The following is a 24,533-nucleotide window of genomic DNA, read 5'->3' as shown; positions in this document are numbered from 1 at the left end:
TCATTCGGCGGCGTCGGACGACGGCGTCGTCAGTTCGTCGTCGCCCTCGTGGCGGGCCAGATAAACGTGATGTTCGTAGCGGTCGGCCAGGTAGTAGGCGGTGCTGCGCTCGATCGGCACGTCGTGCTGGTCCAGCACGATCAGCCGGATGCGCACCAGCGGCGCGCCGACCACGATGTTCAACAACGCAGCCTTGTGCGCATCGGCCAGGCAGGCTCCCACGATATGGTGCGCGCCGGACACCGGGATGCCGCGTTTTTCCAGCATCAGGTACAGCGGCAATCCGGAGACGTCCGCCTCGCTGATCTTGAGCTCCGGCTTCAACGGCACATAGGAGATGCGATAGCCCACCGGCACGCCTTCGATGAAGCGGACGTAGGAGACTTCCTGCACTTCCGAGCCAGGGTCGATCTGCAGGTCCGTACAGACCTGCTCGTCGGCGACGACCGTCCGGATCTCCACGTGACCCACCTTGGAATGGTGGTACAGCCGCTCGGTGCGGCGCATGAGCTGGTTCATGTCGCCAACGCCGATGGCCAGCGCCACGTCGTCGACCACGAAGGTGCCCTTGCCCTGGATGCGGATCAGCAGTTTTTCCTGCACCAGCAGGTTGAGCGCCTTGGTCGTGGTGACCTTGGACACCCCGAGGGTCTCGCACAGGGTCGATTCCGATGGCAGGCGCGAGCCCGGCGGGTAGGTCCCGTCCATGATCCAGCCGCGCAGCGCGGAATAGACCGCTTGGTAACGGGGCGGCTTGATGCTTTCCACGGACATGGGGGATCCCTTCCATTCGATATTGGGTTGGCGCGCGGGTTGGACAGCGCCAGGAGCGGCATCGTCTCACAGCCGCTGGACAGGTGAAATTGTAACAGAGCATCCAGTCATGTGAATATGTCATTATGCAAACATACCGTTTGCACTGTTCGGAGCCCAGCATGCCCCAGCCATCCCCCGCCAGCGCCGCCACCTCTTTTCACGTACCGTCCCTGATCACCCGTATCGTCGACGGCCGGGTCGCGGCGGCGGGGGCGGGCCACCAGATGCGCATCGTCAATCCGGCCGACGAATCTGCCCTGACCGTGCTGGTCGAGGATGATGCCGCCGCCGTCGACGAAGCTGTCCGGTCGGCCCGGGCCGCGTTCGACACCGGCCCCTGGCCGCGCCTGCCGCTGGCGACCAAGCGCCGCATCATGGGCCAGGTGCGGGACACCATCCTGGCGCACGCCGAGGAGCTCGCCTACCTCGATTGCCTGGATACCGGCATACCGCTATGGGATATCCGGGGCCGCAAGATGTCCCGTATCGCGGACAATTTCCAGTTCGCGATGGACATCGCCAACACCCTCAGCGGCGAAACCTACCAGCAGAACGAGCAGTACCTGAGCTTGGTCACGCACAGTCCGGTCGGCGTGGCCGCGATCCTGGCGCCGTGGAATTCACCGATGTCGCTGGCCTCGATGCAGATCGCGCCGTGCATCGCGTTCGGCAACACCTGCGTCATCAAGCCTTCGGAGTTCACCCCGCTGTCGGTCTTCCGCCTGGTGCAGCTCATGCACGAGGCGGGCCTGCCGCCCGGGGTGGTGAACCTGGTGAACGGTCGCGGCACGGTCACCGGCGCGGCACTGGCCAGCCACCCGGGCATCGACCTGGTGAAGTTCACCGGCGGCACCGCCACCGGCAAGCGCATCATGGCCGCGGCTTCGGGCGGGCTGAAGAAGGTCGGCCTGGAATTGGGCGGCAAATCGGCCAACATCATCCTGGAAGACGCGAACTTCGACGCCGCCTTGACCGGCGCACTGCTGAGCATCTTCTCCAACAATGGCCAGCAGTGCCTGGCCGGTTCGCGCATCCTGGTGCAGCGCCCGATCGCCGACCGCTTCATCGCCGCCTTCGTGGAGCGGGTCAAGCAGATCAAGGTAGGCGACCCGTTGGCACCGGATACCGAGATCGGGCCGATGGCCTTCCGCGAACATTACGAGCGCGTGCTGTCATATGTGGATATCGCGCGTGAAGACGGTGCGCAGATCCTGGTCGGCGGCACGCGTGCGCCCGGTTTCGACAAGGGCTACTACTTCCTGCCCACCGCCGTGCTGGCGCCCGACAACCAGGCCCGCGTGTGCCGCGACGAAATCTTCGCGCCGTTCGCCACCTTCCTCATTTTCGACACCGAGGAAGAAGCCATCGCGATCGCCAACGACTCGGACTTCGGCCTGGTCGGCTATGTGTGGACCCAGGACGTCACCAAGGCGATGGGCATCAGCCAGCGGATCAACGCCGGCACGATCCTGATCAACACCTCGATGGTGCGCGAGGTGCGCGCCCCGTTCGGCGGCTTCAAGCAGTCGGGCATCGGTCGCGACGGCCTGCGCGGCACGGTGGAATTCTTCACCGAACCCCGGACCACCACCATCCCGCTGGGCCCGGTCACGATGCGCCCGATCGGTACCGGCCAGGCGCCGTCCTGAAAACGTGAAGCTTGTCGTGCTTTAATATCATATTAGTATGACAATATAGTAATATGGCACCCGGAATCGGACGCCGGTCCCGGAGCACCCGACCAAGTTCCACGCGCACGAGGGACTGCAAGATGGAAACATCCGACAAGACCAGCCGCCAGCTCTTCGCGGAGATCAAGGCCAACCCGACCCGCAAGCGCTTCGGCTTCGGCGACAAGCCGGCCTTGGTCAATATCGACCTGCAGAAGGCCTACACCGCCGTCGGCGAGTTCGCCACCGCCTATGCCACTGATCCCCGCCAGATGGAATACATCAACGCGCTGGCGGCGGCGTTCCGCTCGCGCGGTTTCCCGGTGGTGTGGACCTACGTGGCCTACATGGAATCGGGCGAGGATTGCGGCATCTGGGGCACACGCAGCGATACCCCGGATTCGCTGCAGAACATCAAGGTCGGCAGCCGGCGTGCCGAGTTCGACGACCGCCTGGAGATCGACCACGTCCGCGACATCATCATCAACAAGCGCATGGCCTCGGCCTTCTTCGAGACCAACCTCGGTTCGATCTTCTCCTTTCACGGCATCGACACGGTGGTGGTGACCGGCGGCTCCACCTCCGGCTGCGTGCGCGCCACCGTCGTCGACAGCCTCTCGCGCAGCTTCCGCACCATCGTTCCTGAGGAATGCGTGGCCGACAAGCACGAAGCGCCGCACTTCTCCAACCTCTACGACATGGCGATCAAGTACGCCGACGTGGTGGGCGTGCAGGAAGTCCTGACGCAGATGCAGCGCTACCCGGCTGCCGTGAGGGCCGGCGCATGAAACGCGACCCGGGACTGTACGGATACCTGCCCTATCCGGGCCGGCCGCGGATCGAATGGCCCGGCGGCGCGAAGGTGGCGTTCTGGGTCGCCCCGAACATCGAATTCTACGAACTCGACCCGCCCCGCAATCCTGCCCGCGCGGCCTGGTCGCGACCGGTGCCGGACGTGCAGAACTATGCTTACCGCGACTATGGCAACCGCAGCGGGTTCTGGCGGATGTACGAAGCGATGGCCAGGCACAAGGTGCGCGGCAGCGTCTCTCTGAATGTGGCGGTGTGCCAGCACCATCCCGAGATCATCCAGGCCTGCCGCGATGCGGACTGGGAGTTCTATTCGCACGGCACCTACAACACCCGCTACCTGATGGGCATGGACGAGGCGCAGGAACGCGCGGTGATTCAGGATTCCATCGACACCATCCGCGAACACACTGGACAGCAACTGGACGGCTGGCTGGCGCCGGCCCTTACCTACACGCAGAACACGCTGGACCTGGTTGCCGAAATGGGCCTGAGCTACGTCTGCGACCTGTTCCACGACGACCAGCCCGGTCCGGTCAAGGTCAGGCAGGGCCGGCTCACCAGCGTGCCGTACTCGCTGGAGATGAACGACGTCATCGTCTACAACGTCAACCTGGTGCAGCCGCGCCGCTACGCGGACATCCTCAAGCGGCAGTTCGACCGTCTGTACCGGGAAGGTGAGCAGTCGGGCACGGTGATGTGCATTCCGCTGCACCCGTACCTGGTGGGACACCCGTACCGGATCGCCGCGTTCGAGGAAGCGCTGGCCTACATCACCGGCCACGACGATGTGTGGCTGGCGACCGGACGCGAGATCGCCGCGCACTTCCGCGCGCACTACCACGACGCCTTCGCCGCCGCCGAACACCCCGCCGGAGAGCCCGCATGAGTCTGCCGGAAAACCACCTGCGCTATCCGCTGCGCCGCTACGGCATGGACCACGGTCGCTACGACTGGTCGATGCTGCACCGGCGCCCGCCCGTCACCTGGCCACACGAAGCCCGCGTGGCGCTGTGGGTGGTGCCGGCGCTGGAGTGGTTCCCGCTGGACATGAAGGGCTCGCCGTTCAAGCCGCCCGGGGCGATGGTCACCGCCTACCCCGACCTGCGCCATTACACGCTGCGCGACTACGGCAACCGGGTGGGCATCTTCCGCATCATGCAGGCGCTCGAACGCCACGCCATCCCCGCCTCGGTCGCGGTGAACGCCGCCATCGCCACGCGCTACCCGGCCCTGCTGGCGGCCTGCGTCGAGCGTGGCTGGGAGATCATCGCCAACGGCGAGGACATGGACCACCTGCACCACTCGGGCCTGTCCGAGGAAGAGGAACGCGGCCAGATCGAACGCACCCTGGCCACGTTGCGCAGGGCATCCGGCCAACCAGTGCGGGGCTGGCTGTCGCCGGCCAAGTCCGAATCGTTCGCCACGCTGGACCTGCTGGCCGAGGCCGGCGTGGATTACGTCTGCGACTGGGTCAACGACGACATGCCCTACGCGATGCGCGCCGGCACGCGGCCGTTGTACGCGATGCCGCACCCGATCGACATCGACGACCACACCATACTGGTACAGAACCATCACTCGGAGGACGATTTCCGCGACGCGCTGTGCGACCAGTTCGACACGCTGTACCGCGAGTCGGCGACTCACGGCGGCCGGGTCATGGCGATTTCCCTGCACCCGTGGGTGATCGGCCAGCCCTACCGCATCGGCGCGCTGGAGGAAGCCTTGCAACACATCATGGCCCACCGGGGTGTGTGGGCCACCACCGGAGCGCAGATACTCGACGCATGGACAAGCCAACAACCGTGAACACCGGACCCATCCACTCCCGCGCCGCCACCGGCGAACCCCCCGAGCCGCTCGACCAGCGCGCCGCGGCGCCCATGGCCGACTCGCTGCCGCTGCCCAAGTACCACCGGGTCTACCTGGTGCTGCTCGAACAACTGCGCGAAGGCCGCTTCGCCGACGGGTTGCCTTCGGAGCTGATGCTGGGCAAGCAGTTCGGCACCAGCCGGATCACCGTCCGGCACGCACTGAAGCGGCTGGCATCCGAGGGGTTGATCATCCGCGAAGCCGGCCGCGGCACCCGGCCTGCGCCCCAGCCGGCCGCGGCCGGCGGTGAGGACCACGTCAAGCAGGCGCAGTCCAGCCGGCTCACCGGCCTGCTCGGCAACATCGTCGACGTGAGCCTGCGTACCGAAGTGGACGTGCTGGAATGGCGCACGATCCACGCTTCCGAGGCGATGGCCGAAGTCCTGCAGGCGACACCGGGGGCCAAGCTGAAGAAGGCGGTGCGCCGGCGCAGCCTGCAGGGCACGCCGATGTCCTACATCACCACTTACGTGCCGGACGCGCTGGTCAGCAACTTCGGCCGTCGCGACCTGACCCACAAACCGATGCTGCGTTTGCTGCAGGAATCGGGCGTCGAGCTGGGCCGCGCCCGGCAGACCATCTCCGCGCGGCAGGCCGACGCGGTGGTCGCCAGCGCGCTGGGGGTGGAAATCGGCACCGCGCTGCTGGCCGTGCAACGGCTGGTTTTCGACGCCAGCGAACGGCCCGTCCAGTTGCTGCACGGTTTGTACCGTCCCGACCTCTATGAGTACCGGATGGAAATTTCCCAAGTGGGCGACGTCGACGCCCAGATCCTGGTAAAGGCCAACCTGTCGGATTGACCGGCGCGGCCAGAAAAATTCAAGGACCGCATGACAACTTCATTGTCCAAGGCCCAGTCGCTTGCGCAGAAACTGATCGCCAGTGCCGCCGGCCGCAGCAGTGTGATGCCCGGCGAGATCGTGAGCTGCAAGGTCGACCTTGCGATGTTCCATGACTCGTCCGGCCCGCGCCGCCTCAAACCCATGCTCGAAGAGCTTGGCGCCACCATCTGGGACCGCTCCAAGGTCGTACTGGTCATCGACCATTACGTGCCGGCCCAGGACGACGACTCGCGCCGGATCGTGCAGGTCGCGCGCGAATGGGCGCGCGAACAGCGGCTGCCGCACGTGTACGACAGCGTCGGCATCTGCCATGTGGTCGTGCCGCAGCACGGCCATCTCCGGCCCGGCATGTTCTGCGTCGGCGGCGACTCGCACTCGCCAACGGGCGGCGCCTTCGGCGCCTACATGTTCGGCATCGGCAGCACCGACATGCTGGGCGTGATGGTCAACGGCGAACTGTGGGTGCGCGTGCCCGAGACCATTCGCATGGAATGGCATGGCCGGCTGGCGCCGGGAGTGATGGCCAAGGACATGATGCTGCACATGATCGGCCGCTTCGGCATGAACGGCAGCCAGTACCAGGCGGTCGAATTCACCGGCTCGGCGGTGCGCGCCCTGCCGATGCAAGAACGCATGACGCTGTCCAACATGAGCGCCGAGCTCGGCGCGCAAGTGGGCCTGATCAGCCCCGACGAAACCACCTACGCGTGGCTGGCGGAGCACGGCGCCGAATGCGCGCCGGGCGACTGGCACAGCGATGCAGGCACGGCGATCGCCACCCATGTATTCGACGCCGACACGCTTGAGCCGCAGGTGGCCGCACCGCACAGCCCGACCCATACCGACGGCGTCAGCCGCCACGTCGGCGCGCCGATCGACGTTGCCTACATCGGCGCCTGCACCGGCGCCAAGCTGGAGGATCTGCGCGCCGCAGCAGCGGTGCTCCGGGGCCGGCGGATCGCACCGGGCGTGCGCCTGTCGGTAGCGCCGGCCAGCGCGCACGACCAGGCCATCGCCGAGCGCGAAGGCGTCATGAGCGTGCTGCGCGACGCCGGTGCCGAAGTACTGCCGACCGCCTGCGGCGCCTGCGCCGGCTACGGCGGCAGCATTCCCGACGGCGCCACCGTCATCTCCACCACCGCGCGCAACTTCCGGGGGCGCATGGGCTCGGCCACGGCCTCGGTCTATCTTGGTTCGCCCTATACGGTCGCTGCCTCGGCGCTGGCCGGCCAGATCAGCGACCCGCGTGAGGTGATGGCATGAGCGCCCACCGTGTCTGGAAACTGGGCGCGGACATCGATACCGACGCGCTGGCGCCCGGCGCCTACATGAAGCTGGGCATCGAAGGCATCGCCCCGCATTGCCTGGAACGCGTGCGCCCGGAGTTCGCCGCCAACGTGCGGCCGGGCGATGTCATCGTCGCCGGACCCAACTTCGGCATCGGCTCCTCGCGCGAGCAGGCGGTCGCCGCCCTGCTGTTGCTGGGCATCAAGGCGGTGATCGCGCCGTCCTTCGGCGGGTTGTTCTTCCGCAACGCCTTCAACCTCGGTCTGCTGCTGCTGACGACGGCGGCGACGGACCAGATCGAGCATGGCGAGAACATCGACATCGACTTGTCGCCGCCGCTCCTCGTCACCGCCACAGGTCAGACCCTGGCCTGCGAACCGATCCCTTCGTTTCTGCTGGAAATGGTCGCCGCCGGCGGCCTGTTCAACCAGCTCCGCCAGCAGTTGGCCACTGCCCGGGGCAGCCGGCACGTTGAACCGCTGGCATGACGCACGTGCCCGCCGCCGCCCATCGGAGACAACCCCTGTCATGAGTTCCCCCCACTTCAGGCAGCGGCTCGGCGAGAACCGCCCCCTGCTGGTGCCCGGCATCTACGACGCGCTGACCGCGCTGATCGCCGAGCAAAGCGGCTTCGAAGCGCTCTACCTGTCCGGCGCGTCGATCGCCTACACCCGGCTTGGCCGCTCGGACGTCGGCCTGGTCACCGCCAGCGAAGTCGCCGACACGGTGGCCAGCATCGCCGACCGCGTGGTGCTGCCACTGATCGTGGACGCCGACACCGGCTTCGGCAATGCGCTGAACACCCAGCGCACCGTGCGCGCGTTCGAGCGTGCCGGCGCGGCGATGCTGCAACTGGAAGACCAGACCTTTCCCAAACGCTGCGGCCACCTCGACGGCAAGGCTGTGATCCCACTGCAGGAAATGTGCGGCAAGCTGCGTGCCGCCCTGGACGCGCGCCATTCGGACAATACCCTGATCATGGCCCGCACCGATGCGCTCGCCATCGAAGGCTGGGACGCCACCATGGAGCGGGCCGAAGCGTACCTGGCGTGCGGCGTCGACGCGCTGTTCATCGAGGCCCTGCGCAGCAACAACCAACTCGCCGACGCCGGCAAGCGCTTCGGCGCCCGCGTGCCATTGCTGGCCAACATGATCGAGGGCGGCAAGACGCCCCCGCACAGCGTCGACACGCTGGGCGAGATGGGTTTCCGCATCGTCATCTTCCCGGGCGGCACCGCTCGCGCCGCGGCCTTCGCGCTGCAGGCGTATTTCCGCAGCCTGCGCGCCAACGGCAGCAGCGCGGCCATGCAGGACAGCATGCTGGACTTCGACGGACTGAACGAAACCATCGGCACCCCGACCCTGCTTGAGCTGGGTCGCCGCTACTGATCACACGATGCACGTCGGCACCTGACCGGCGCAGTCGCAGCAGGCATGCCCGGCGCGCAGCCGGGAGAACATCGCACGAAACTCGCGCACGGCATCAAACCGGAAACACTCCGGCAGGGCGATCGTCCGACCCAGCCGCTCCACTCACTCGTGCAGCGTCACCTGCGGCACGTCCTGCGAGCCTTCCTCGCGGAGGCGGCCGCCCAGGACGGCAGGGCGTCGCGGTGGTTCATTCGATCACCTGCCCGCGCATCAGGAATTTCGACAGCGCCACCGTGCTGGCGAAGCCGAGCAGGGCGATGACCAGGCCGGCACCCAATTGCTGGAGCATGCCTACGCGCACCACATCCAGCGGTTGATGGTGATCGGCAACTTCACGCTGCTGGCCGGCCTGGACCCCGGACAGGTGCATCGCTGGCATCTCAAGGCGGACCCGACCGGCCGGCACTGCCTGTGCAGTCCGTCGTGTTGCCTGCAGCCCCGGGCGACCGTGCTGGAACATCGCCGCCGGCGGCGAGGAGCTCACCCTGATCCCGTGCCTCAATGACCAGCCGCAGTGGGCCGATGCCGTCGCGGCGCTGTGTCGACAGCCTTCGGACCAAACCCTGGCAGCCTGAATCCGTCCACGGACGGCAACCGTGCATCCGGATGGCCCGGTGCTGCGTAAGAGCTGATGGTGCATGCCGGGCATTCGGGTTCGACAGCGCACGCCGCCATCCGCCGCTGCAAGAGGCCTGATCATGCAAACCGCACTTCCCGACGTGGCATCCCTTCGCCATGCCGACGCCATCGCCATCTCGGACCGCATCCGCCACCGCCTGCGCGATGCCGGCGTCCGGTTCCACGCCAACGACAACGTGGCCGAGTTCATCCGGCCCGGCGAGCTGGACGAACTGCAACGGGAGGTGGCCGACAAGGCGGACGCTCTGCTGCGCGCCCTGGTGATCGACGTCGAGCACGACCACAACACCCGCGAGACCGCAAAGCGGCTGGCCAAGATGTTCGTGCGCGAAGTGTTTGCGGGCCGCTATCAGGCCGCGCCCGAGGTCACCGAGTTTCCCAACGTGCAGCATCTGAACGAGCTGATGATCGTCGGGCCGGTGCGCGTGCGCAGCGCCTGTTCGCACCACCTGTGCCCGATCATGGGACGCGTCTGGGTGGGCGTCATGCCCCATGCCGCATCCAACCTGATCGGCTTGTCGAAATACGCGCGACTGATCGACTGGGTGATGAGCCGGCCGCAGATCCAGGAGGAAGCGGTGGTGCAGATCGCCGACCTGCTCGAATCGCGCCTGCGGCCCGACGGCCTCGCCGTGGTGCTGGAAGCCGATCATTACTGCATGCACTGGCGCGGCGTGAAAGACGATGGCGCCAGGATGGTGAACAGCGTGATGCGCGGATCCTTCCTCGAGGACACCTCGTTGCGAAAGGAATTCCTGAGCCTGTTGGCCGAACGCCGGGCTTGAATGTCGCCGTCGTGCACGGCCATCCGGCTGCAGGCGAGCGTTGCCTTCCCCCATCCGATCGGAGCGCCGACCCATGCTTCCCCCCTTCCCCTGGATCGTTGTTGCCTGGCTGCTGTGCATGAGTTGTTCGCAGGCCTTCGCCGCCGAGGAAACGACCTCGCGCCGGGTACCACGAGGCTGGCAGGCCGGCGGCATCGCGCTGGTCAGCAACGGCGGCTATGCCGGTTCCTCCAGTCGCCAGCTGGTGGTTCCCGCGGCGGCTTACGAAGGCGAGCACGTCTTCCTGCGCGGCCTGCAACTCGGCTGGCATGCCTGGCAACGCGACGACTGGCGGCTGGACCTGGTGGCGCAGGCGCGGCTCGACGGCTTCGATGCCGACGACATTCCCCTGGACGGCCTTCGGGACCGCCGCGGGAGCATGGATGTCGGCGCGGTGTTGACCCGTTCCGGCCGGCTGGGAAACCTGCAGCTGACCGTGCTGAGCGACGCCTTGTCCCGAAGCCGCGGGCAGGAGCTGGCCTTGCAGTACGGCTACCCGCTGCGGTTCGGGAAGTGGCGGCTCACGCCCAGCCTTGGTGTGCGCTGGTGGTCGCATCGGCTCGCCGACTATTACTACGGCATCCGCCCCGCCGAAGTAGCCGACGGTGCACCGGGGCCCTACGCCGTTCCCGCCGTGCTGGTGCCGGAGACCGGCTTCAACGCCGCCGTTCCGATAGGCCGCCGCTGGATGTTCTGGAGTGCCCTGAAATACCAGCAGCTGCCTGGTGCGATCACCGACAGTCCATTGGTGCAGCGTTCTTCGGCAAGCACCATGCTGGTGGGCGTGGTGTATTCCTTCTGAGGCCGCGCTAATCGGCGAGCTCGAGCGCAGCATGTGGGCTGATCAGCTCGCGCAGCAGCGGATTGGGAAAGCGCCGCTTCATGGTGACGGCGAAGAAGGTCTCGCTGAGCTGCGGCAACTGGTGAACTTCCACCAGCAGGCCGCTGGTGAGCTCATCCTTGACCACGATCGGCGGAACCACCGCCAGGCCGATGTCCTCCCGGGCGATCAACCGCAGCATCGCCATGTCGTCGATTTCCGCAGCCACCCGCACTCTCCAGCCCATGCGTTCGACCAGCGCGTCGAATCCGATGCGCACGCTGCTCTCCATCGTCGGCAGCACGAGGGGTTGTCCGGTCAGCAGTTTCTTCAGCGTGCCGCCCTTGCCGATGCGTTTCGGCGTTCCGATCAGGCTGACCGGCTGTTCGGCAATGGGATGGGAAACCCAGGGAGTGGCCGCGTCGCGGGCAGGCGCGACATTGACCAGCGCCACGTCCAGCCGATGGGCTTCCAGGCTTTGCAAGAGGAACGCGGTGGTCCCCGAGCGAACGATGACCTCGACATTCCTGCGTCCCAGCAATGGGCGCAGGAAGCCGATCTGGAAATTGCGCGACAGCGTGGCCAAGGCCCCGACCCTGAGTATCGAGCGCCGGCCGCCGGAGCGCTGCTTGAGCGTGGCGAGCAGGTCGCCGCCGGTGGCGAAGATCGATTCCGCGTGGTCGAAGGCGATGCGCCCGGCCTCGGTCAGCACGAGTTGCCGTCCGCTGCGTTCGAACAGGTCCTGTCCCAGCTGACCCTCGAGCTTCCTGATCTGGATCGACAGCGCCGACTGCGAGATCAGCAGCTTCTCCGCGGCGCGCGTGAGGTTTCCCTCGCGGGCGACGGCCCAGAAGTAGCGCAGGTGGTTGTAGTTCAGTGCGGCCATGCAATCATTCTATTTTGTATATCGACAGGTTTCATTAAATGAATTTTTTAGAATGATGCGTGAAGCGTAGGCTTGCCGCGGCTCACCTGACCGCGGAGTGATTGATGCTGCCTGCCCTTGCGACGCTGTTCCTGCTCGCCCCCGCCAGCCTGCTGCTGGTGGCCCTGTTTCCTTCACGACCGGGCCCTGGTCGGCCGGACGCCATGCTTCCCGCAAGCCGCCTGGCGACATGGTTTTGCCTGGTGCTTGCGGTGCTGGCCTGCCTGCTGACCGCGTTCGAAGGCCCGGCCACCAGCCGGCTGCTGGGAGGGAACGGCATCGGCTTGTCGGTCAGGCTGGATGCCATCAGTTGCGTCATGTTCCTGCTGGTCGCCTTCGTCGGCGTCATCGTGGTCCAGTACAGCCGCAACTACATGGACGGTGAGCCGCGCCAGGGCGCCTTCATGGCCGGCCTGTGCCGGACGCTGGCAGCCGTGACGCTGCTGGTCTTCGCGGGCAACCTCGTGCAGCTGGTGGTTGCGTGGGTGGCGATGAGCCTCTCCCTGCACCGCTTGCTGGTGTTCTACCCGGAGCGCCGACCCGCAAGGATCGCCGCCCGCAAGAAGTTCCTCGCCGCCCGCCTCGGTGATGCGTGCATGCTCGGTGCCGCCGCCCTGCTGGTGACCACCTTCGGCACCACCGACCTGGCCACCGTGCTGGCCCGGGCGCAGGCCATCGCCGCCGACGCCGCGCCGCCCGCACTCTCGCTGGCTGCTTTGCTGCTGGGTGTCGCGGCGCTCATGAAGTCGGCGCAGTTCCCCACCCACGGCTGGCTGCCGGAGGTGATGGACACGCCGACGCCGGTGTCGGCCCTGTTGCATGCGGGCATCATCAATGCGGGCGGATTCCTGCTGATCCGCTTTGCCGACGTGATGGTGCTCTCGATGCCGACGTTGTACGGCATGGCCATCGTGGGCGGCTTCACGGCCTTGTTCGGCGGCGTGGTGATGCTGACCCAGACCAGCGTGAAGGGATCGCTGGCTTTCTCGACCGTGGCGCAGATGGGTTTCATGACACTGCAGTGCGGGCTCGGCGCCTTCGCGATCGCGCTGCTGCATCTGGTTGCCCATTCGCTGTACAAGGCCCACGCCTTCCTCTCGGCCGGGGGCGTGGTGGAAACCGAGACGCTGCCGCGTTTCGCCAGGCCCCGCCTGCGCCCCGTCACGCTGAGCCTGTTGCTGGCGGCCGCGATCTACGTGCTGTTTGCCGGGGTCTTCGGAACCTTCGTGCGGGCCGAGCCCGCCGTGCTGACCCTGGGCGCGATCCTGGTGATGGGCGTCAGCATGCTGCTGGCATCGTCACTGCAAGGGGCCACCACCTCCCGACTGGTTGTGCAGACCCTGCTCGGGGCCGCCGGAACCACGCTGGCCTACTTCGTCCTGGAAACCGCCTTCACGCGGCTGACGGCCGGCAGCCTGCCGGCGATTCCCCGGCCCGACGGCACGGGCCTGCTGATCATGGGACTGGCCATCGCATCGTTCACCGCGGTGACGGTGCTGCAAAGCCTGGTCGTCCTGTGGAACCAGCGGCCGGCCTGGCGGGCGGCACGCGTCCACCTGGCCAACGGCCTCTACGTCAACGCCATCTTCAATCGCCTGGTGGGCGCCTTGCGTCGGGAAGACGCGCGCCATCACGCACAGACCATCGCCTGAGGGAGCCGCAGCGCATGAACGCCACCGCATTGAAGATCAGGGAACAAGCCGATCCCATCCAGCCTTCCACCGACATCGGGACAGGGCGTGCATGTGAAGCCGCGCAGCGTGCGTGCAGGCGCATCGCGCCGCTGTGGCCGCTGAAGAACTTCGTGGCGGTCAATCCCTTCCTCGGCATGGCCGACCGCCGCTTCGGCGAGGTGGCGCGCGTCATGGCCGACGTGGCGGGAGCCCGCATGACCATGCCGCGCGCGTTCTACCGCGACGCCATCGCGCAAGGCCGCATCACCGACCGGGATCTTGCCCGGGCCCTGCTGCGCCGGGAGGGTGCCGCCCATCGCGGCATCGACGTCGCGGCGCTGCACCGCCAGCTGCAAACCGAGGACCTGGCGGCACCCACGCCGCTGCCGACCGTTGCCGACGTCGCCGGCAAGCTGACCGGACGGGACTGGGCCGGCTTTGCCTGCGAGAGAATCTCGCTGTGGGCAGCCGGCTACTTCGACGCGGGGCAGGCGCTGTGGCCATCGTCGACACGGCACCTGGGCCCTTATGCGGCCTGGCGTGAGGAGGCCGCCATCGATCGCACGCCCCAGGTCATGGGGCTCGCCGGATTCCACCGCACGATCGGCGCGCTTCCTGCCACTGCCGAAGCGATGATCGCCCAGGGGGCCACCCGCCTGAAGATGGACGAGCCGGGCCTTGCCGATTATTTCCACCGGCTGCTGATGAGCGTAGCGGGCTGGGCCGGCTACGCCCGCTACCAGGTCTGGCAAAGCGGGTTGGCAGGGCGCCGCGACGACACCTTGCTCGAACTGCTGGCGATACGGCTGGCTTTCGAGGTGGCGCTGCTGGAAACGTGCCAACCGGCCGCCGCACTGGCGGCCGGATGGGAGCAGGCCCGCGCATGTTTCGCTGCATCGGCCCGCGAGAACGAGCCGGCCGCGCCGACGCTGGAAGAAATCCTGCAGGACGCCTACGAAATCGCCTGGCAGCGATGCTTCCTCGCCAAACTCGCCGCGCCGCGGCCAGCCGTGATCGCCATGCGTCCGGCGGTGCAGGCGGCCTTCTGCATCGACGTGCGCTCCGAAACCTTCCGGCGCGCGCTGGAGAAAGTGGCGCCCGGCGTGGAGACGCTGGGCATGGCCGGCTTTTTCGGCATGCCGATGGACTATGTGCCGCTCGGTCGGGGCCAGGGTGGTCCCCGCTGCCCGGTGTTGCTGGCCCCCGGCCTGACGGTGCACGAGACCGTCAAGGGCGCGACGGCGCAGGAGCAAGCCGACATCGCCACGCGGCGGCGGCGCCGGCTTCGCGCTATCGGCCAATGGCGCTGGTTCAAGCTGGCCGCGGTGTCGTCGTTCACCTTCGTCGAAGCGATGGGATGGAAATTCGCCGGCAAGCTCATCGCCGACAGCCTGGGCTTCACCCGGCCCGAATCGCACCCGGCGAAGCGCGGTATCGACGACGCGGCACTCGCGCGCCTCGCGCCGGACATCACGCCCTCGACCGCGAACGACCGCGCCACCGGCATGCCGCTGGAAACGCGGATCGCGTTCGCCGAAGGCGCCCTGCGCGCCATGTCGCTGCGGCAGCAGTTCGCGCGCGTGGTGCTGTTCGTCGGGCACGGCGCCAGCTCGGTCAACAACCCGCATGCCAGCGGCCTGGATTGCGGGGCCTGCGGTGGGCACGCAGGCGATGCCAACGCACGGGTGGCGGCCGCCGTGCTGAACGACCGCGAGGTGCGCCAGGCCCTGGCACGACGCGGCACGGTAATTCCCGACGAGACGCTTTTCCTCGGCGCGCTGCACGACACCACCACCGACCAGGTGACGATCTTCGACACCGACGGCTTGCCGGCGACGCATGCCGACGACCTGGCCCGACTGCAGGCAGCGCTGGCCGAGGCCGGCCGGGTGACCCGGCAGGAACGTGCCGCCATCCTCACCTTGCACGACCGGCGCTCGATCGAGAACCAGGTCCCGGCGCGCAGCAGGGATTGGAGCGAGGTACGGCCGGAGTGGGGCCTGGCGGGTTGCGCCTCATACATCATCGCCCCGCGCAGCCGCACCGCAGGCATCGACCTGGAGGGACGAGCCTTCCTCAATTCCTACGACTGGCAGCGCGATGACGGCTTCCGCACCCTGGAGTCCATCATGACCGCGCCGATGATCGTGGGCGCGTGGATCAGCCTGCAGTACTACGGCTCGACCGTGGACAACCGGGTCTTCGGAAGCGGCAACAAGGTGCTCCACAACGTGGTCGGCAAGCTGGGCGTGCTGGAGGGCAATGGCGGCGACCTGCGCACCGGGTTGCCGTGGCAGTCGCTGCATGACGGCAAGCGCTACATCCACGAGCCGCTGCGGCTGTCCGTCGTCATCGCCGCTCCGCTCGACGCCATCAACGCCATCGTCGCCAGGCACGAAGCGGTGCGGCACCTGTTCGACCACGGCTGGGCCCACCTGTTTGCCCTCGGCGACAAGCCGGAGGCCATGCATCGCTACACCGGCAACCTGACCTGGGAGGACGCGGCATGAACATCAAGGATCGGGAAGACATCGGGCGCTCCGGGAGCACTGGCGTTCGCGACGCGGTGGACGCGCTGCGGCGCGGCGCCTTGATCGGCCTGCCGACCGAGACGGTCTACGGACTGGGCGCGGATGCCGGCAACCCCGCCGCGGTCGCGAAGATCTTCGCGGCCAAGCAGCGCCCGGCAGACCATCCGCTCATCGTGCACCTGCATCGGGCCGCCCAGTTGGCGCAGTGGGCGCGGGACATTCCCGCGCTCGCATGGGATCTTGCCGAAGCCTTCTGGCCTGGCCCGCTCACGCTGGTGTTGCCCCGCGCCGCCACGGTGAGCGACGGCGTGACGGGCGGCCTGGATACGGTGGCGCTGCGCGTACCCGCGCACCCGCTGGCGCTGGACGTGCTGGAAGCCTTCGGCGGGGGAATCGCCGCGCCCTCCGCCAACCGGCACAAGAAGATCAGTCCGACCACCGCCCGGCACGTCCGGGAAGAGCTTGGCGATGCGGTCGAGGTGCTGCTGGATGGCGGCCCCTGCCGGGTGGGCATCGAATCGACCATCGTGGATCTTTCCAGCGGCCTGCCGCGGCTGCTCCGACCCGGTGCGATCACCGAGGAGGACCTGGAACGGGTGACCGGCAAACCGGTCGAGTCGCCCATCGACACGTCGATACGCAGCCCCGGCCGCATGAAGCTTCACTACGCGCCCAACGCCCGCGTGGTGCTGGCATCGATGGAACAGGTGCCGGAACGCATCGCCGAATATGCCGCGCTCAGCGCTCGCGTGGGCGTGCTCTCCGCGCAGCGTGCCGGGAGCTGGCCGGCCCACGTGCCCTGGTTGTCCATGGGGCACTCCCCCGACCAGCAGGCGCAGCAGTTGTACCGACGGCTGCGCGAAGCTGACGCCATGGACCTCGCCGTACTGATCGTGGTGCCGCCGGATGGCCGCGGACTGAACCATGCCCTGCGCGACCGCTTGTGGCGGGCGGCGGGTCTTGGCCATGCGCTCGGGTGACGGGGTTCCTCCCGCCAGCGAAGGGGTGATGCTGCCGGACCGCCGCGACGGCGTCGACATCGTCGGAACGCATGTCGCGCCGTGCACTGACCAGGCCCATCGCGTCATGGCGGATGCGTGATCCGCCGTGGAGTTTGCCGAAGGCATCGGCTTCCCCGCGCGTGCGGTGATCGTGACGGCGGCGCTTGACGGCGAGCCCGATCCGGCGGTGTCGCAGCGACTGCGGTCCGGGTGAGTCGGGCGCCTGCGCGATCTGCCGCACGCTGCGCGCGAGGGTTCCGCACGAATTCAATCCAAAACTCGCGGCCAACCGTATAGGCATTCGCGTCGGGGTAATCCCAGCGCGAAGCAGGACTCTGTGCTCAAGAGTCTCGAACCGGTTTGTCACCCCATTGGAGATGCCAACATGAAAGCTTTCCCCCTGATCGTCGCCGGTTGCGCCCTGGCTTTTGCCGGTGCCGGCAGTGCCCTGGCGCAGAATTACAGCGCGCCGGGCTTCTACGGCGCGGTGGGTTACAGCGGTGTCGCACCCAAGAGCAGCAACGGCGTCCTGGCGGGCGCGTTCCGGTCCAGCATCGGCGATGACTGGGAGCCGACCCTCACGCTGGGTTATCGCTTCGCGCCGAACTGGAGCGCCGAGCTGTGGTTGCCGATCGTGAAGTTCGAGCACGACGTGAAGCTCGATGGCGCGAAGTCGGCCACCATCAAGCACATGCCGCTGCTGCTCACCGCCCAGTACCACTTCCTCGCCGACCAGGCGTGGCAGCCCTTCGTCGGCCTGGGCTATGGCTGGGTGAACGTGAGCGACGAGCGCACCACGGGGCCCATCGCGGGCACGAACCTGGACGTGAAGGACAGCAGCGGTGTCGTCGGGCAGCTGGGCCTGGATTTCCACGCCACGTCGAACCTGTTCGTGCGTGCCGATGCGAAGTACTTCGACTGGAGCAGTGACGTGAGGCTCAACGGAGCGGGCATCGGCAAGGCAAAGGTCGATCCCTGGATCTACGGCATCAGCGTCGGCTACAGCTTCTGACGGTTCCGCTGCACGGAACCGCTGGACACTGCTCGTCGTCCCGGCAAAAGCCGGGACCTGGCGCTTCCCGAACGTTGACGCCACTTCGCGGGACATCCGGCCCGCCGGGATGACGAGCACCTGGCCGATCGGCCAGGAGCTCGCCATGTCCTCGCCTTGCCTCGCCGTGGCCGGGCCGAGAGGTTGAAAAAATCACGACCTCTCAGCGCAGCAGGGGCTCCACCATCTGCAGGATGCCCCACAGGCTGGCGGCCCACACGACCGTACGCAGGTAGGGGATACCCACCACATAGATCGGCAGATACGCGAGTCGCGCCCAGAAATAGACCTGCGCCCCGATCGCGGTGTGCGCGCCGGCCTGGTGTGTCGCCACCACCGCCAGCGTGGCCGCGGCGAAAAAGGCGAAGGTCTCGAGGAAATTGTGGCTGGCACGCGTCGCACGCGCGGCGTATCCGCGGAGCGGCTCGGGGTCGCCGTCGCGGTTGCCCACATTCCAGCGCAAGCCGCGCTGCCATGTACCCAGGGCGGCCGCGAACAGCACCTGTACGATCCCGAGCAGCACTGACCAGCCCAGCATCTGCAATTCTGTCGTCATCTCGATTCTTCTCCGGTGGGTTGCCAGCCGCCCGCTGCATGCGCACCCGCGGGCCACGTGTTCTACGTCGCCAACCGGTCACCGGATGCTGCGACCGGCGCCCGCTCGATTGCCCGCTTGCGACTGCGCGGGCGCAGAAGGCAATCCGTCGCTGCCGTGCATCCAATCCGTGTCCCGGCTCGTACGTCATCCATGAATGATCGCCAGGCGCCAGCCATGTCCCGTCCTCCGTCGTCGATGCTTCCGCAACCCGTCCCGCCACGACTGCCGAACCACGGGGTGGCCGCCGTGGCGTCGCGCTGCGCACGGGCGCTGCGCGGAATGCGGCAATGGTTCGACACGGGTCCGGCGGGACAGCTCGACCAGGGCCGCGCCGACCGCATCGACTGGCTGCGCGCCGCACCGTTCATCGTGCTCCATCTGGCTTGCTTCGCGGTGTTGTGGGTGGGCGTGTCGCCGGTGGCGCTGGGCGTGGCTGGCGCGCTGTACGCGGTGCGCATGTTCGCGCTCACCGGCTTCTATCACCGCTACTTTTCGCACAAGACCTTCCGCACCTCGCGCGCGGTGCAGTTCTCGTTCGCCGTGATCGGCGCGGCCTGCGTGCAGCGCGGCCCGCTGTGGTGGGCGGCCCACCATCGCAACCACCACCGCCACGCCGACACCGCGCTCGACCCGCACTCGCCCACGGTGTACGGCTTCCTGTGGAGCCACATGGGCTGGTTCCTCACCCCGCGCGCATTCCGCACCGACCTCGACCGCGTGCCGGACCTGGCGAAATACCCGGAGCTGCGCTGGCTGGATCGTTACGACGTCGCGGTGCCGGTGCTGCTGGCGCTGGCGCTGTACGCGCTGGGCGCGCTGCTGCAGCAGGTGGCGCCGCAGCTGCACACCAGCGGCGCCCAGCTGCTGGTGTGGGGCTTCTGCGTCTCCACCGTGGCGCTGTTCCATGCCACGGTGACGATCAACTCGCTAGCGCACCGCTACGGTTCGCGCCGTTTCGCCACCCGCGACGACAGCCGCAACAACGCGTGGCTGGCCCTGCTCACCTTCGGCGAAGGCTGGCACAACAACCATCATTTCTTCCCGGGCAGCGCGCGGCAGGGCTTCCGCTGGTGGGAGATCGACCTGACCTGGTACGGCCTGAAGCTGATGGCGCTGCTGGGCCTGGTGCACGACCTGAAGCCGGTACCCGCCTGGGTGCGCGCCAAGGCGGGGCGCTGAGATGCGCATCGCGGTAATCGGCTCGGGCATCGCAGGGCTGGCCTCGGCGTGGCTGCTGTCGCGCCGCCACGAGGTGACGCTGTACGAGGCGAACGACTACCTCGGCGGCCACACGCACACGCACGCCATCGAGCTTGTCGGCCGCCGCTACGCGGTGGACACCGGCTTCATCGTGCACAACCCGGTGCATTACCCGCTGCTGACGCGGCTGTTCGACGAACTGGGCGTGGCCTCGCAGCCGACCACGATGAGTTTCTCGGTGCACAGCGAGGCAAGCGGGCTGGAGTACAACGCGAGCACGCTGGATGCGCTGTTCTGCCAGCGCCGCAACCTGCTGTCGCCGCGCTTCCTCGGCATGCTGCGCGACCTGGTCCGTTTCTACCGCGAGGCGCCGGCGCTGCTGGCGCAGCGCGACGACACCACCACGCTGGGCGCGTATCTGGAGCGCCACCGCTACGGCGCGGCGTTCCGCGACGAGCACCTGATCCCGATGGCGTCGGCGCTGTGGTCGTCGCCGTCCGCGCAGATCCTGCAGTTCCCGGCGCGCTACCTGGTGCAGTTCATGGCCAACCACCAGATGCTCCAGCTCGCCGATCGCCCGCAATGGCGCGTGGTGAAAGGCGGCTCGTCGACCTACGTGGCAGCATTGCGCGCGCACTGGCCGGTGCGCGAGCGGCTGAACTGCCCGGTGTTTTCGATCCATCGCCACGACCGCCACGTCGAAGTGGACAGTGCCGCCGGCATCGCCCACTTCGACCAGGTCGTGCTGGCCTGCCACAGCGACCAGGCGCTGCGCCTGCTCGGCGACGCCAGCGAGCGCGAGCAGTCGATCCTCGGCGCGATCGGCTATCAGGCCAACGACGCCGTGTTGCACACCGACGCCAGCGCGCTGCCGCGCCGGCGCAAGGCGTGGGCGGCGTGGAACGCCTGGCTGCCGCGCGACCCCGCGGCCCCCTGCACGGTCAGCTACTGCATGAACCTGCTGCAGGGCCTCGACGCGCCCGAGCCGTTGGTGGTCACGCTCAACCGCAGCGAGGCGATCGACCCGGCCAGGGTGCTGGCGCGCATGCGCTACCACCATCCGGTGTACACGCAGGCCGCGGTGGCGGCGCAGCGGCGCAAGGCGGAAATCCAGGGTTGGCGCCGCACCTGGTATGCCGGCGCGTACTGGGGCTGGGGCTTCCACGAGGACGGCATGCGCAGCGCGGTGGAAGTCGCCGCCGCGCTCGGCGTGCACTGGCCGCCGGGCGCCGAGCCGAAGCCGGCAACGACGGCACGCGAAACGGAGCTGGTGGCATGACGGCACGCACCGCCGGCATGAAGTGGCCGCCGAGCAGCGCGGTGTATGAAGGCGTCGTGCGCCATCGTCGCCACGCGCCGCACCCGCACGCGTTCACCTATCGCATGGCCCAGCTGTATCTGGATCTGGACGAAGTCGAGCAGGTATTCGCCCGGCGCTGGCTGTGGTCGGCCACGCATCGCAACGTGGCCGAGTTCCGCCGCAGCGACTATCTCGGCCCCGCCGACGTGCCGCTGGCCGAAGCGGTGCGCCGCCGCGTCGAGCAGGCCACCGGCCGGCGCCCGATCGGACCGATCCGCCTGCTCACCCACCTGCGCTACTGCGGCCTGGTGTTCAACCCGGTCAGCTTCTACTACTGCTATGCCGCGGATGGCGAAACGCTGGTGGCGGTGCTGGCCGAGATCACCAACACGCCATGGAAGGAACGCCACGCCTACGTGCTGCCGATCGAGAGCGCGCAGGTGCACGGCCGCGCGCTGCACTGGACGTTTGCCAAGACCTTCCACGTGTCGCCATTCATGCCGATGGACTGCGCCTACGACTGGCGCTTCACCCTGCCCGGCGAGGACCTGCGCGTGCACATGAACGTGCTGCGCGAAGGCGCACGCACGTTCGACGCCACGCTGAACCTGCAGCGCCGGCCGCTCACCGGCGCCGCGCTGGCGCGCGTGCTGTGGCGCTACCCGCTGATGACCGCGCAGGTGGTCGGCGCGATCCACTGGCACGCGCTGCGGCTGTGGCTGAAGCGCAACCCGGTGCACGACCACCCGGCGACACATCCGCACGATGCCGACTGAAACGATTCCCGCGAGGCTTGCCATGAACGAGATCGCCACTCCCCTCCGCCGCGATACCGCCACGTTCGGCGGATTCGACCGCTTCCTGCGCCAGCGACTGCTCGACCGGCTGCGCGGCCTGCGCCACGGCCGGCTGCTGCTCGAGGACGCCGACGGCACGGCCGCACTGGGCGACCCGGCAAGCGCGCATGCGGCACCGTCGATCCAGCTGCAGGTGCTGGACCCCGAGTTCTACCGCGCGGTGGCGCGCAACGGCAGCGTCGGCGCCGGCGAGTCGTACATGGCGGGCCACTGGCGCTGCAACGATCTGGTGGGGCTGATCCAGCTGCTGCTGCGCAACCGCGACCTGCTCGACGGCATGGAAAGCGGACCGGCGCGCCTGGGCGGCATGGCGATGCGCGCGCTGCATGCCCTGCGCCGCAACACCCGCGGCGGCAGCCGGCGCAACATCGCCGCGCACTACGACCTGGGCAACGATTTCTTCCGGCTGTCCCTGTCGGGCGACCTGATGTATTCCTCGGCGTACTGGGCCGGCGCCGACGACACGCTGGAAGCTGCTTCCACCCGCAAGCTGGAGCTGATCTGCCGCAAGCTGGACCTGAAGCCGACCGACCGGGTGATCGAGATCGGCACCGGCTGGGGCGGCTTCGCGCTGCACGCGGCCAGGCACTACGGCTGCCACGTCACCACCACCACGATCTCGCGCGAGCAGCACGCGCTGGCCAGCGCGCGCGTGGCGGCGGCGGGACTGGGCGAGCGCGTGCAGGTGCTGCTGCAGGATTACCGCGACCTCGACGGCCAGTACGACAAGCTGGTGTCGATCGAGATGGTCGAGGCGATCGGCGCCGAGTACCTCGACATGTATTTCGGCCAGCTCGGCCGCCTGCTCAAGCCCGACGGCCTGGCCCTGCTGCAGGCGATCACCATCGAGGACCACCGCTACGCGCAGGCGCTGAAGTCGGTGGACTTCATCAAGCGCCACGTGTTCCCCGGCAGCTTCATCCCCTCGCTCAGCGCGCTGCTGGCGGCCAAGACGCGCAGCAGCGACCTCGGCCTGGTCGCGCAGGAGGACTTCGGCGACTCCTACGCGCGCACGCTGCACGCCTGGCGCGAGCGCTTCATGGCGCGGCTGCCCGAGGTGCGCGCGCAGGGCTTCGACGAGCGTTTCATCCGGATGTGGGAGTTCTACCTCGCCTACTGCGAAGGCGGCTTCCGCGAACGCTCGATCGGCGTCTCGCACCTGCTCATGGCGCGCCCGCGCTGGCGGCGGACCGGCACCGGCACGGAGCACGGCGCGGCATGAACTTCTGGCTCACCCTGGCCGCCTACGAGGCGGTGTGGTTCATCGCCGTGATCGGCGCGGGCCGCGGGCAATGGTGGCCCGGCGTGGCCGTCACGCTGGCGTTCGCGGCGTGGCGCCTCGCGGTATCCGTGCACCGCCGCGTCGAATGGCGGCTGCTCGCGGTCGCGCTGGTCGTCGGGCTCGTCCTCGAAAACCTGTGGGTGCGCAGCGGCCTGCTGGGCTACGCGGCGCCGTGGCCGTGGCCCGCGGCGCCGGCGTGGCTGCTCGCGCTGTGGCTGGCCTTCGCGCTGACCATCGTGCCGCTGTTCGGCTATGTGCATGCGCGGCCGCTGCTGGCCGCGCTGCTCGGCGCGCTGGGCGGCCCGCTGGCCTATCTCGGCGCCGCGCGCGGCTGGCACGCGGTGCTGTTGCCCGCGCCGGCCTGGCCGGCGCTGCTGGCGCTGGGCGCGGGCTGGGCACTGGCGCTGCCGCTGCTCGCCACGCTGGCGCGGCGCTGGCTGCGTGCCGAGCTTGCGCGAGGTGTGACATGAATCCCTGGTTCGGCTTGCTGCTGGTGTGGCTGTTGGCGGCGCTGATGATGACGCTGGGCTGGCGCTGGCAGCGGCGCCATGCCAACACCGGCATCGTCGACGTGCTGTGGGCCGCGGGCGTGGGCGGCGCGGCGCTGCTGCTGGCGCTGCTGGGCAGTGGCGCGCCGGCGCCGCGCCTGGCGCTGGCGCTGGCCGGCGGCCTGTGGGGACTGCGGCTGGCGCGCCACCTGTGGCGCCGCGTGGCGCACGAGCCGGAGGACGGCCGCTACCGCGCGCTGCGCGAACACTGGCAGGGCGACCAGCGCAAGCTGTTCGGCTTCTTCCAGTTCCAGGCCCTGCTGGTGCCGCTGTTCGCGCTGCCGTTCGTGGCGGTGGCGGCGAACGCGACGACGGCACCCGCGTGGTTGCTCGCGGGCGCGGCGATCTGGCTGGCCGGGGTGCTCGGCGAAGCGGTCGCCGACGCGCAGCTGGCGCGCTTCCGCGCCGATCCGCGGCAGCGCGGCCTGACCTGCCGCGAGGGGCTGTGGCGCTACTCGCGCCACCCGAACTACTTCTTCGAATGGCTGCACTGGTTCGCCTACGTGGCGTTCGCCGCCGGCTCGCCGCTGGCCTGGCTGGCGTGGAGCGGGCC

24 protein-coding genes are annotated in these 24,533 nt (G+C 68.3%); 20 read left to right on the top strand and 4 right to left on the bottom strand.

What is annotated here, in order from left to right:
* A complete protein-coding gene (locus tag R5H19_RS00120) occupies positions 1-774 on the bottom strand; it encodes a GntR family transcriptional regulator (protein WP_318156944.1) in 774 nt (257 codons plus the stop codon).
* A 161-nt stretch (positions 775-935) separates the two neighbouring features.
* Between R5H19_RS00120 and R5H19_RS00115 the strand changes: the two genes are divergently transcribed.
* The 8 genes from R5H19_RS00115 to R5H19_RS00080 all read left to right on the top strand — a co-directional run bounded on the left by R5H19_RS00115 (position 936) and on the right by R5H19_RS00080 (position 8,689).
* Entirely contained in the window at positions 936-2,465 is a 1,530-nt protein-coding gene (locus R5H19_RS00115) for an aldehyde dehydrogenase (RefSeq protein WP_318156943.1), read from the top strand.
* 122 nt (positions 2,466-2,587) lie between these two features.
* Positions 2,588-3,274, top strand: a complete 687-nt coding sequence (locus tag R5H19_RS00110; protein WP_318156942.1) for an isochorismatase family protein — start codon at positions 2,588-2,590, stop codon at positions 3,272-3,274.
* Positions 3,271-4,185 (top strand): polysaccharide deacetylase family protein, encoded by a 915-nt coding sequence (locus R5H19_RS00105; RefSeq protein WP_318156941.1) that lies wholly within the window; start codon positions 3,271-3,273, stop codon positions 4,183-4,185. Before R5H19_RS00110 ends, R5H19_RS00105 begins: the two co-directional genes overlap by 4 nt.
* Positions 4,182-5,108 carry a polysaccharide deacetylase family protein gene (locus R5H19_RS00100; protein WP_318156940.1) on the top strand — a complete coding sequence of 309 codons (927 nt, stop codon included), beginning with the start codon at positions 4,182-4,184 and terminating at the stop codon, positions 5,106-5,108. The genes R5H19_RS00105 and R5H19_RS00100 overlap by 4 nt, the downstream gene beginning before the upstream one ends.
* On the top strand, positions 5,105-5,971 hold the full coding sequence (locus R5H19_RS00095) for a GntR family transcriptional regulator (RefSeq protein WP_318156939.1): 867 nt from the start codon (positions 5,105-5,107) through the stop codon (positions 5,969-5,971). The genes R5H19_RS00100 and R5H19_RS00095 overlap by 4 nt, the downstream gene beginning before the upstream one ends.
* A gap of 30 nt (positions 5,972-6,001) precedes the next feature.
* Positions 6,002-7,276, top strand: a complete 1,275-nt coding sequence (locus tag R5H19_RS00090; RefSeq protein ID WP_318156938.1) for a 3-isopropylmalate dehydratase large subunit — start codon at positions 6,002-6,004, stop codon at positions 7,274-7,276.
* The gene (locus R5H19_RS00085) at positions 7,273-7,788 is read left to right on the top strand and encodes a 3-isopropylmalate dehydratase (protein ID WP_318156937.1); all 516 of its coding nucleotides are present in this window, start codon (positions 7,273-7,275) and stop codon (positions 7,786-7,788) included. Before R5H19_RS00090 ends, R5H19_RS00085 begins: the two co-directional genes overlap by 4 nt.
* A 40-nt stretch (positions 7,789-7,828) precedes the next feature.
* The gene (locus R5H19_RS00080; protein WP_318156936.1) at positions 7,829-8,689 is read left to right on the top strand and encodes an isocitrate lyase/phosphoenolpyruvate mutase family protein; all 861 of its coding nucleotides are present in this window, start codon (positions 7,829-7,831) and stop codon (positions 8,687-8,689) included.
* Positions 8,690-8,918: 229 nt separating this feature from the next.
* Here R5H19_RS00080 and R5H19_RS00075 read toward each other — a convergent pair whose 3' ends face one another.
* Entirely contained in the window at positions 8,919-9,101 is a 183-nt protein-coding gene (locus tag R5H19_RS00075; protein ID WP_318158168.1) for a monovalent cation/H+ antiporter complex subunit F, read from the bottom strand.
* Between the two features lie 328 nt (positions 9,102-9,429).
* On the opposite strand from R5H19_RS00075, the gene R5H19_RS00070 reads away from it, so the two are divergent.
* Positions 9,430-10,155 (top strand): GTP cyclohydrolase I, encoded by a 726-nt coding sequence (locus R5H19_RS00070; protein WP_318156935.1) that lies wholly within the window; start codon positions 9,430-9,432, stop codon positions 10,153-10,155.
* Between the two features lie 118 nt (positions 10,156-10,273).
* On the top strand, positions 10,274-10,996 hold the full coding sequence (locus R5H19_RS00065; RefSeq protein ID WP_318156934.1) for a MipA/OmpV family protein: 723 nt from the start codon (positions 10,274-10,276) through the stop codon (positions 10,994-10,996).
* Positions 10,997-11,003: 7 nt separating this feature from the next.
* Here the strand turns inward: R5H19_RS00065 and R5H19_RS00060 are convergent, their stop codons facing one another.
* Positions 11,004-11,900: a LysR family transcriptional regulator gene (locus tag R5H19_RS00060; RefSeq protein ID WP_318156933.1), complete on the bottom strand. Its 897-nt coding sequence runs from the start codon at positions 11,898-11,900 to the stop codon at positions 11,004-11,006.
* Positions 11,901-12,004: 104 nt separating this feature from the next.
* Between R5H19_RS00060 and R5H19_RS00055 the strand changes: the two genes are divergently transcribed.
* From R5H19_RS00055 to R5H19_RS00040, 4 genes are all read left to right on the top strand, one after another.
* Positions 12,005-13,591, top strand: a complete 1,587-nt coding sequence (locus R5H19_RS00055; protein WP_318156932.1) for an NADH-quinone oxidoreductase subunit L — start codon at positions 12,005-12,007, stop codon at positions 13,589-13,591.
* Positions 13,592-13,605: 14 nt separating this feature from the next.
* Positions 13,606-16,122 carry a DUF2309 domain-containing protein gene (locus R5H19_RS00050; protein ID WP_318156931.1) on the top strand — a complete coding sequence of 839 codons (2,517 nt, stop codon included), beginning with the start codon at positions 13,606-13,608 and terminating at the stop codon, positions 16,120-16,122.
* Entirely contained in the window at positions 16,119-17,123 is a 1,005-nt protein-coding gene (locus R5H19_RS00045) for an L-threonylcarbamoyladenylate synthase (RefSeq protein WP_318156930.1), read from the top strand. The genes R5H19_RS00050 and R5H19_RS00045 overlap by 4 nt, the downstream gene beginning before the upstream one ends.
* A 406-nt stretch (positions 17,124-17,529) precedes the next feature.
* Positions 17,530-18,156, top strand: coding sequence for an OmpW family outer membrane protein (locus R5H19_RS00040; RefSeq protein WP_318156929.1), 627 nt, complete (start codon positions 17,530-17,532; stop codon positions 18,154-18,156).
* A 202-nt stretch (positions 18,157-18,358) separates the two neighbouring features.
* Here R5H19_RS00040 and R5H19_RS00035 read toward each other — a convergent pair whose 3' ends face one another.
* The gene (locus tag R5H19_RS00035) at positions 18,359-18,751 is read right to left on the bottom strand and encodes an MAPEG family protein (RefSeq protein ID WP_318156928.1); all 393 of its coding nucleotides are present in this window, start codon (positions 18,749-18,751) and stop codon (positions 18,359-18,361) included.
* Between the two features lie 321 nt (positions 18,752-19,072).
* Between R5H19_RS00035 and R5H19_RS00030 the strand changes: the two genes are divergently transcribed.
* The 6 genes from R5H19_RS00030 to R5H19_RS00005 all read left to right on the top strand — a co-directional run.
* Positions 19,073-19,972: an acyl-CoA desaturase gene (locus tag R5H19_RS00030; protein ID WP_318158119.1), complete on the top strand. Its 900-nt coding sequence runs from the start codon at positions 19,073-19,075 to the stop codon at positions 19,970-19,972.
* 1 nt (position 19,973) lies between these two features.
* Complete coding sequence (locus tag R5H19_RS00025) at positions 19,974-21,272, top strand: FAD-dependent oxidoreductase (RefSeq protein ID WP_318156927.1); 1,299 nt, start codon at positions 19,974-19,976, stop codon at positions 21,270-21,272.
* Positions 21,269-22,069: a DUF1365 domain-containing protein gene (locus R5H19_RS00020; RefSeq protein WP_318156926.1), complete on the top strand. Its 801-nt coding sequence runs from the start codon at positions 21,269-21,271 to the stop codon at positions 22,067-22,069. The genes R5H19_RS00025 and R5H19_RS00020 overlap by 4 nt, the downstream gene beginning before the upstream one ends.
* A 22-nt stretch (positions 22,070-22,091) precedes the next feature.
* Entirely contained in the window at positions 22,092-23,372 is a 1,281-nt protein-coding gene (locus R5H19_RS00015; protein ID WP_318156925.1) for a cyclopropane-fatty-acyl-phospholipid synthase family protein, read from the top strand.
* Positions 23,369-23,902, top strand: a complete 534-nt coding sequence (locus R5H19_RS00010) for a DUF2878 family protein (RefSeq protein ID WP_318156924.1) — start codon at positions 23,369-23,371, stop codon at positions 23,900-23,902. Before R5H19_RS00015 ends, R5H19_RS00010 begins: the two co-directional genes overlap by 4 nt.
* Positions 23,899-24,533, top strand: a 635-nt coding sequence (locus R5H19_RS00005; protein WP_318156923.1) for a DUF1295 domain-containing protein, incomplete at its 3' end; no start/stop codon positions are given. The genes R5H19_RS00010 and R5H19_RS00005, both read left to right, overlap by 4 nt.

Source organism: Rhodanobacter sp. KK11 (assembly GCF_033345435.1).
Classification (GTDB): domain Bacteria; phylum Pseudomonadota; class Gammaproteobacteria; order Xanthomonadales; family Rhodanobacteraceae; genus Rhodanobacter.
The sequence above is the reverse complement of the archived record's forward strand: the minus strand, read 5'-3'. Positions and strand labels throughout refer to the sequence as shown.

Excerpts from the sequence above, each read along its gene's own strand:
- R5H19_RS00105 (WP_318156941.1), top strand. The coding sequence starts at position 3,271 with ATGAAACGCGACCCGGGACTGTACGGATACCTGCCCTATCCGGGCCGG.
- R5H19_RS00010 (WP_318156924.1), top strand. The coding sequence starts at position 23,369 with ATGAACTTCTGGCTCACCCTGGCCGCCTACGAGGCGGTGTGGTTCATC.
- R5H19_RS00085 (WP_318156937.1), top strand. The coding sequence starts at position 7,273 with ATGAGCGCCCACCGTGTCTGGAAACTGGGCGCGGACATCGATACCGAC.
- R5H19_RS00115 (WP_318156943.1), top strand. The coding sequence starts at position 936 with ATGCCCCAGCCATCCCCCGCCAGCGCCGCCACCTCTTTTCACGTACCG.
- R5H19_RS00030 (WP_318158119.1), top strand. The coding sequence starts at position 19,073 with ATGCGGCAATGGTTCGACACGGGTCCGGCGGGACAGCTCGACCAGGGC.
- R5H19_RS00100 (WP_318156940.1), top strand. The coding sequence starts at position 4,182 with ATGAGTCTGCCGGAAAACCACCTGCGCTATCCGCTGCGCCGCTACGGC.
- R5H19_RS00040 (WP_318156929.1), top strand. The coding sequence starts at position 17,530 with ATGAAAGCTTTCCCCCTGATCGTCGCCGGTTGCGCCCTGGCTTTTGCC.
- R5H19_RS00045 (WP_318156930.1), top strand. The coding sequence starts at position 16,119 with ATGAACATCAAGGATCGGGAAGACATCGGGCGCTCCGGGAGCACTGGC.
- R5H19_RS00065 (WP_318156934.1), top strand. The coding sequence starts at position 10,274 with ATGAGTTGTTCGCAGGCCTTCGCCGCCGAGGAAACGACCTCGCGCCGG.
- R5H19_RS00035 (WP_318156928.1), bottom strand. The coding sequence starts at position 18,751 with ATGACGACAGAATTGCAGATGCTGGGCTGGTCAGTGCTGCTCGGGATC.
- R5H19_RS00050 (WP_318156931.1), top strand. The coding sequence starts at position 13,606 with ATGAACGCCACCGCATTGAAGATCAGGGAACAAGCCGATCCCATCCAG.
- R5H19_RS00080 (WP_318156936.1), top strand. The coding sequence starts at position 7,829 with ATGAGTTCCCCCCACTTCAGGCAGCGGCTCGGCGAGAACCGCCCCCTG.
- R5H19_RS00110 (WP_318156942.1), top strand. The coding sequence starts at position 2,588 with ATGGAAACATCCGACAAGACCAGCCGCCAGCTCTTCGCGGAGATCAAG.
- R5H19_RS00120 (WP_318156944.1), bottom strand. The coding sequence starts at position 774 with ATGTCCGTGGAAAGCATCAAGCCGCCCCGTTACCAAGCGGTCTATTCC.
- R5H19_RS00070 (WP_318156935.1), top strand. The coding sequence starts at position 9,430 with ATGCAAACCGCACTTCCCGACGTGGCATCCCTTCGCCATGCCGACGCC.
- R5H19_RS00075 (WP_318158168.1), bottom strand. The coding sequence starts at position 9,101 with ATGCACCTGTCCGGGGTCCAGGCCGGCCAGCAGCGTGAAGTTGCCGAT.
- R5H19_RS00090 (WP_318156938.1), top strand. The coding sequence starts at position 6,002 with ATGACAACTTCATTGTCCAAGGCCCAGTCGCTTGCGCAGAAACTGATC.
- R5H19_RS00060 (WP_318156933.1), bottom strand. The coding sequence starts at position 11,900 with ATGGCCGCACTGAACTACAACCACCTGCGCTACTTCTGGGCCGTCGCC.
- R5H19_RS00020 (WP_318156926.1), top strand. The coding sequence starts at position 21,269 with ATGACGGCACGCACCGCCGGCATGAAGTGGCCGCCGAGCAGCGCGGTG.
- R5H19_RS00025 (WP_318156927.1), top strand. The coding sequence starts at position 19,974 with ATGCGCATCGCGGTAATCGGCTCGGGCATCGCAGGGCTGGCCTCGGCG.
- R5H19_RS00015 (WP_318156925.1), top strand. The coding sequence starts at position 22,092 with ATGAACGAGATCGCCACTCCCCTCCGCCGCGATACCGCCACGTTCGGC.
- R5H19_RS00055 (WP_318156932.1), top strand. The coding sequence starts at position 12,005 with ATGCTGCCTGCCCTTGCGACGCTGTTCCTGCTCGCCCCCGCCAGCCTG.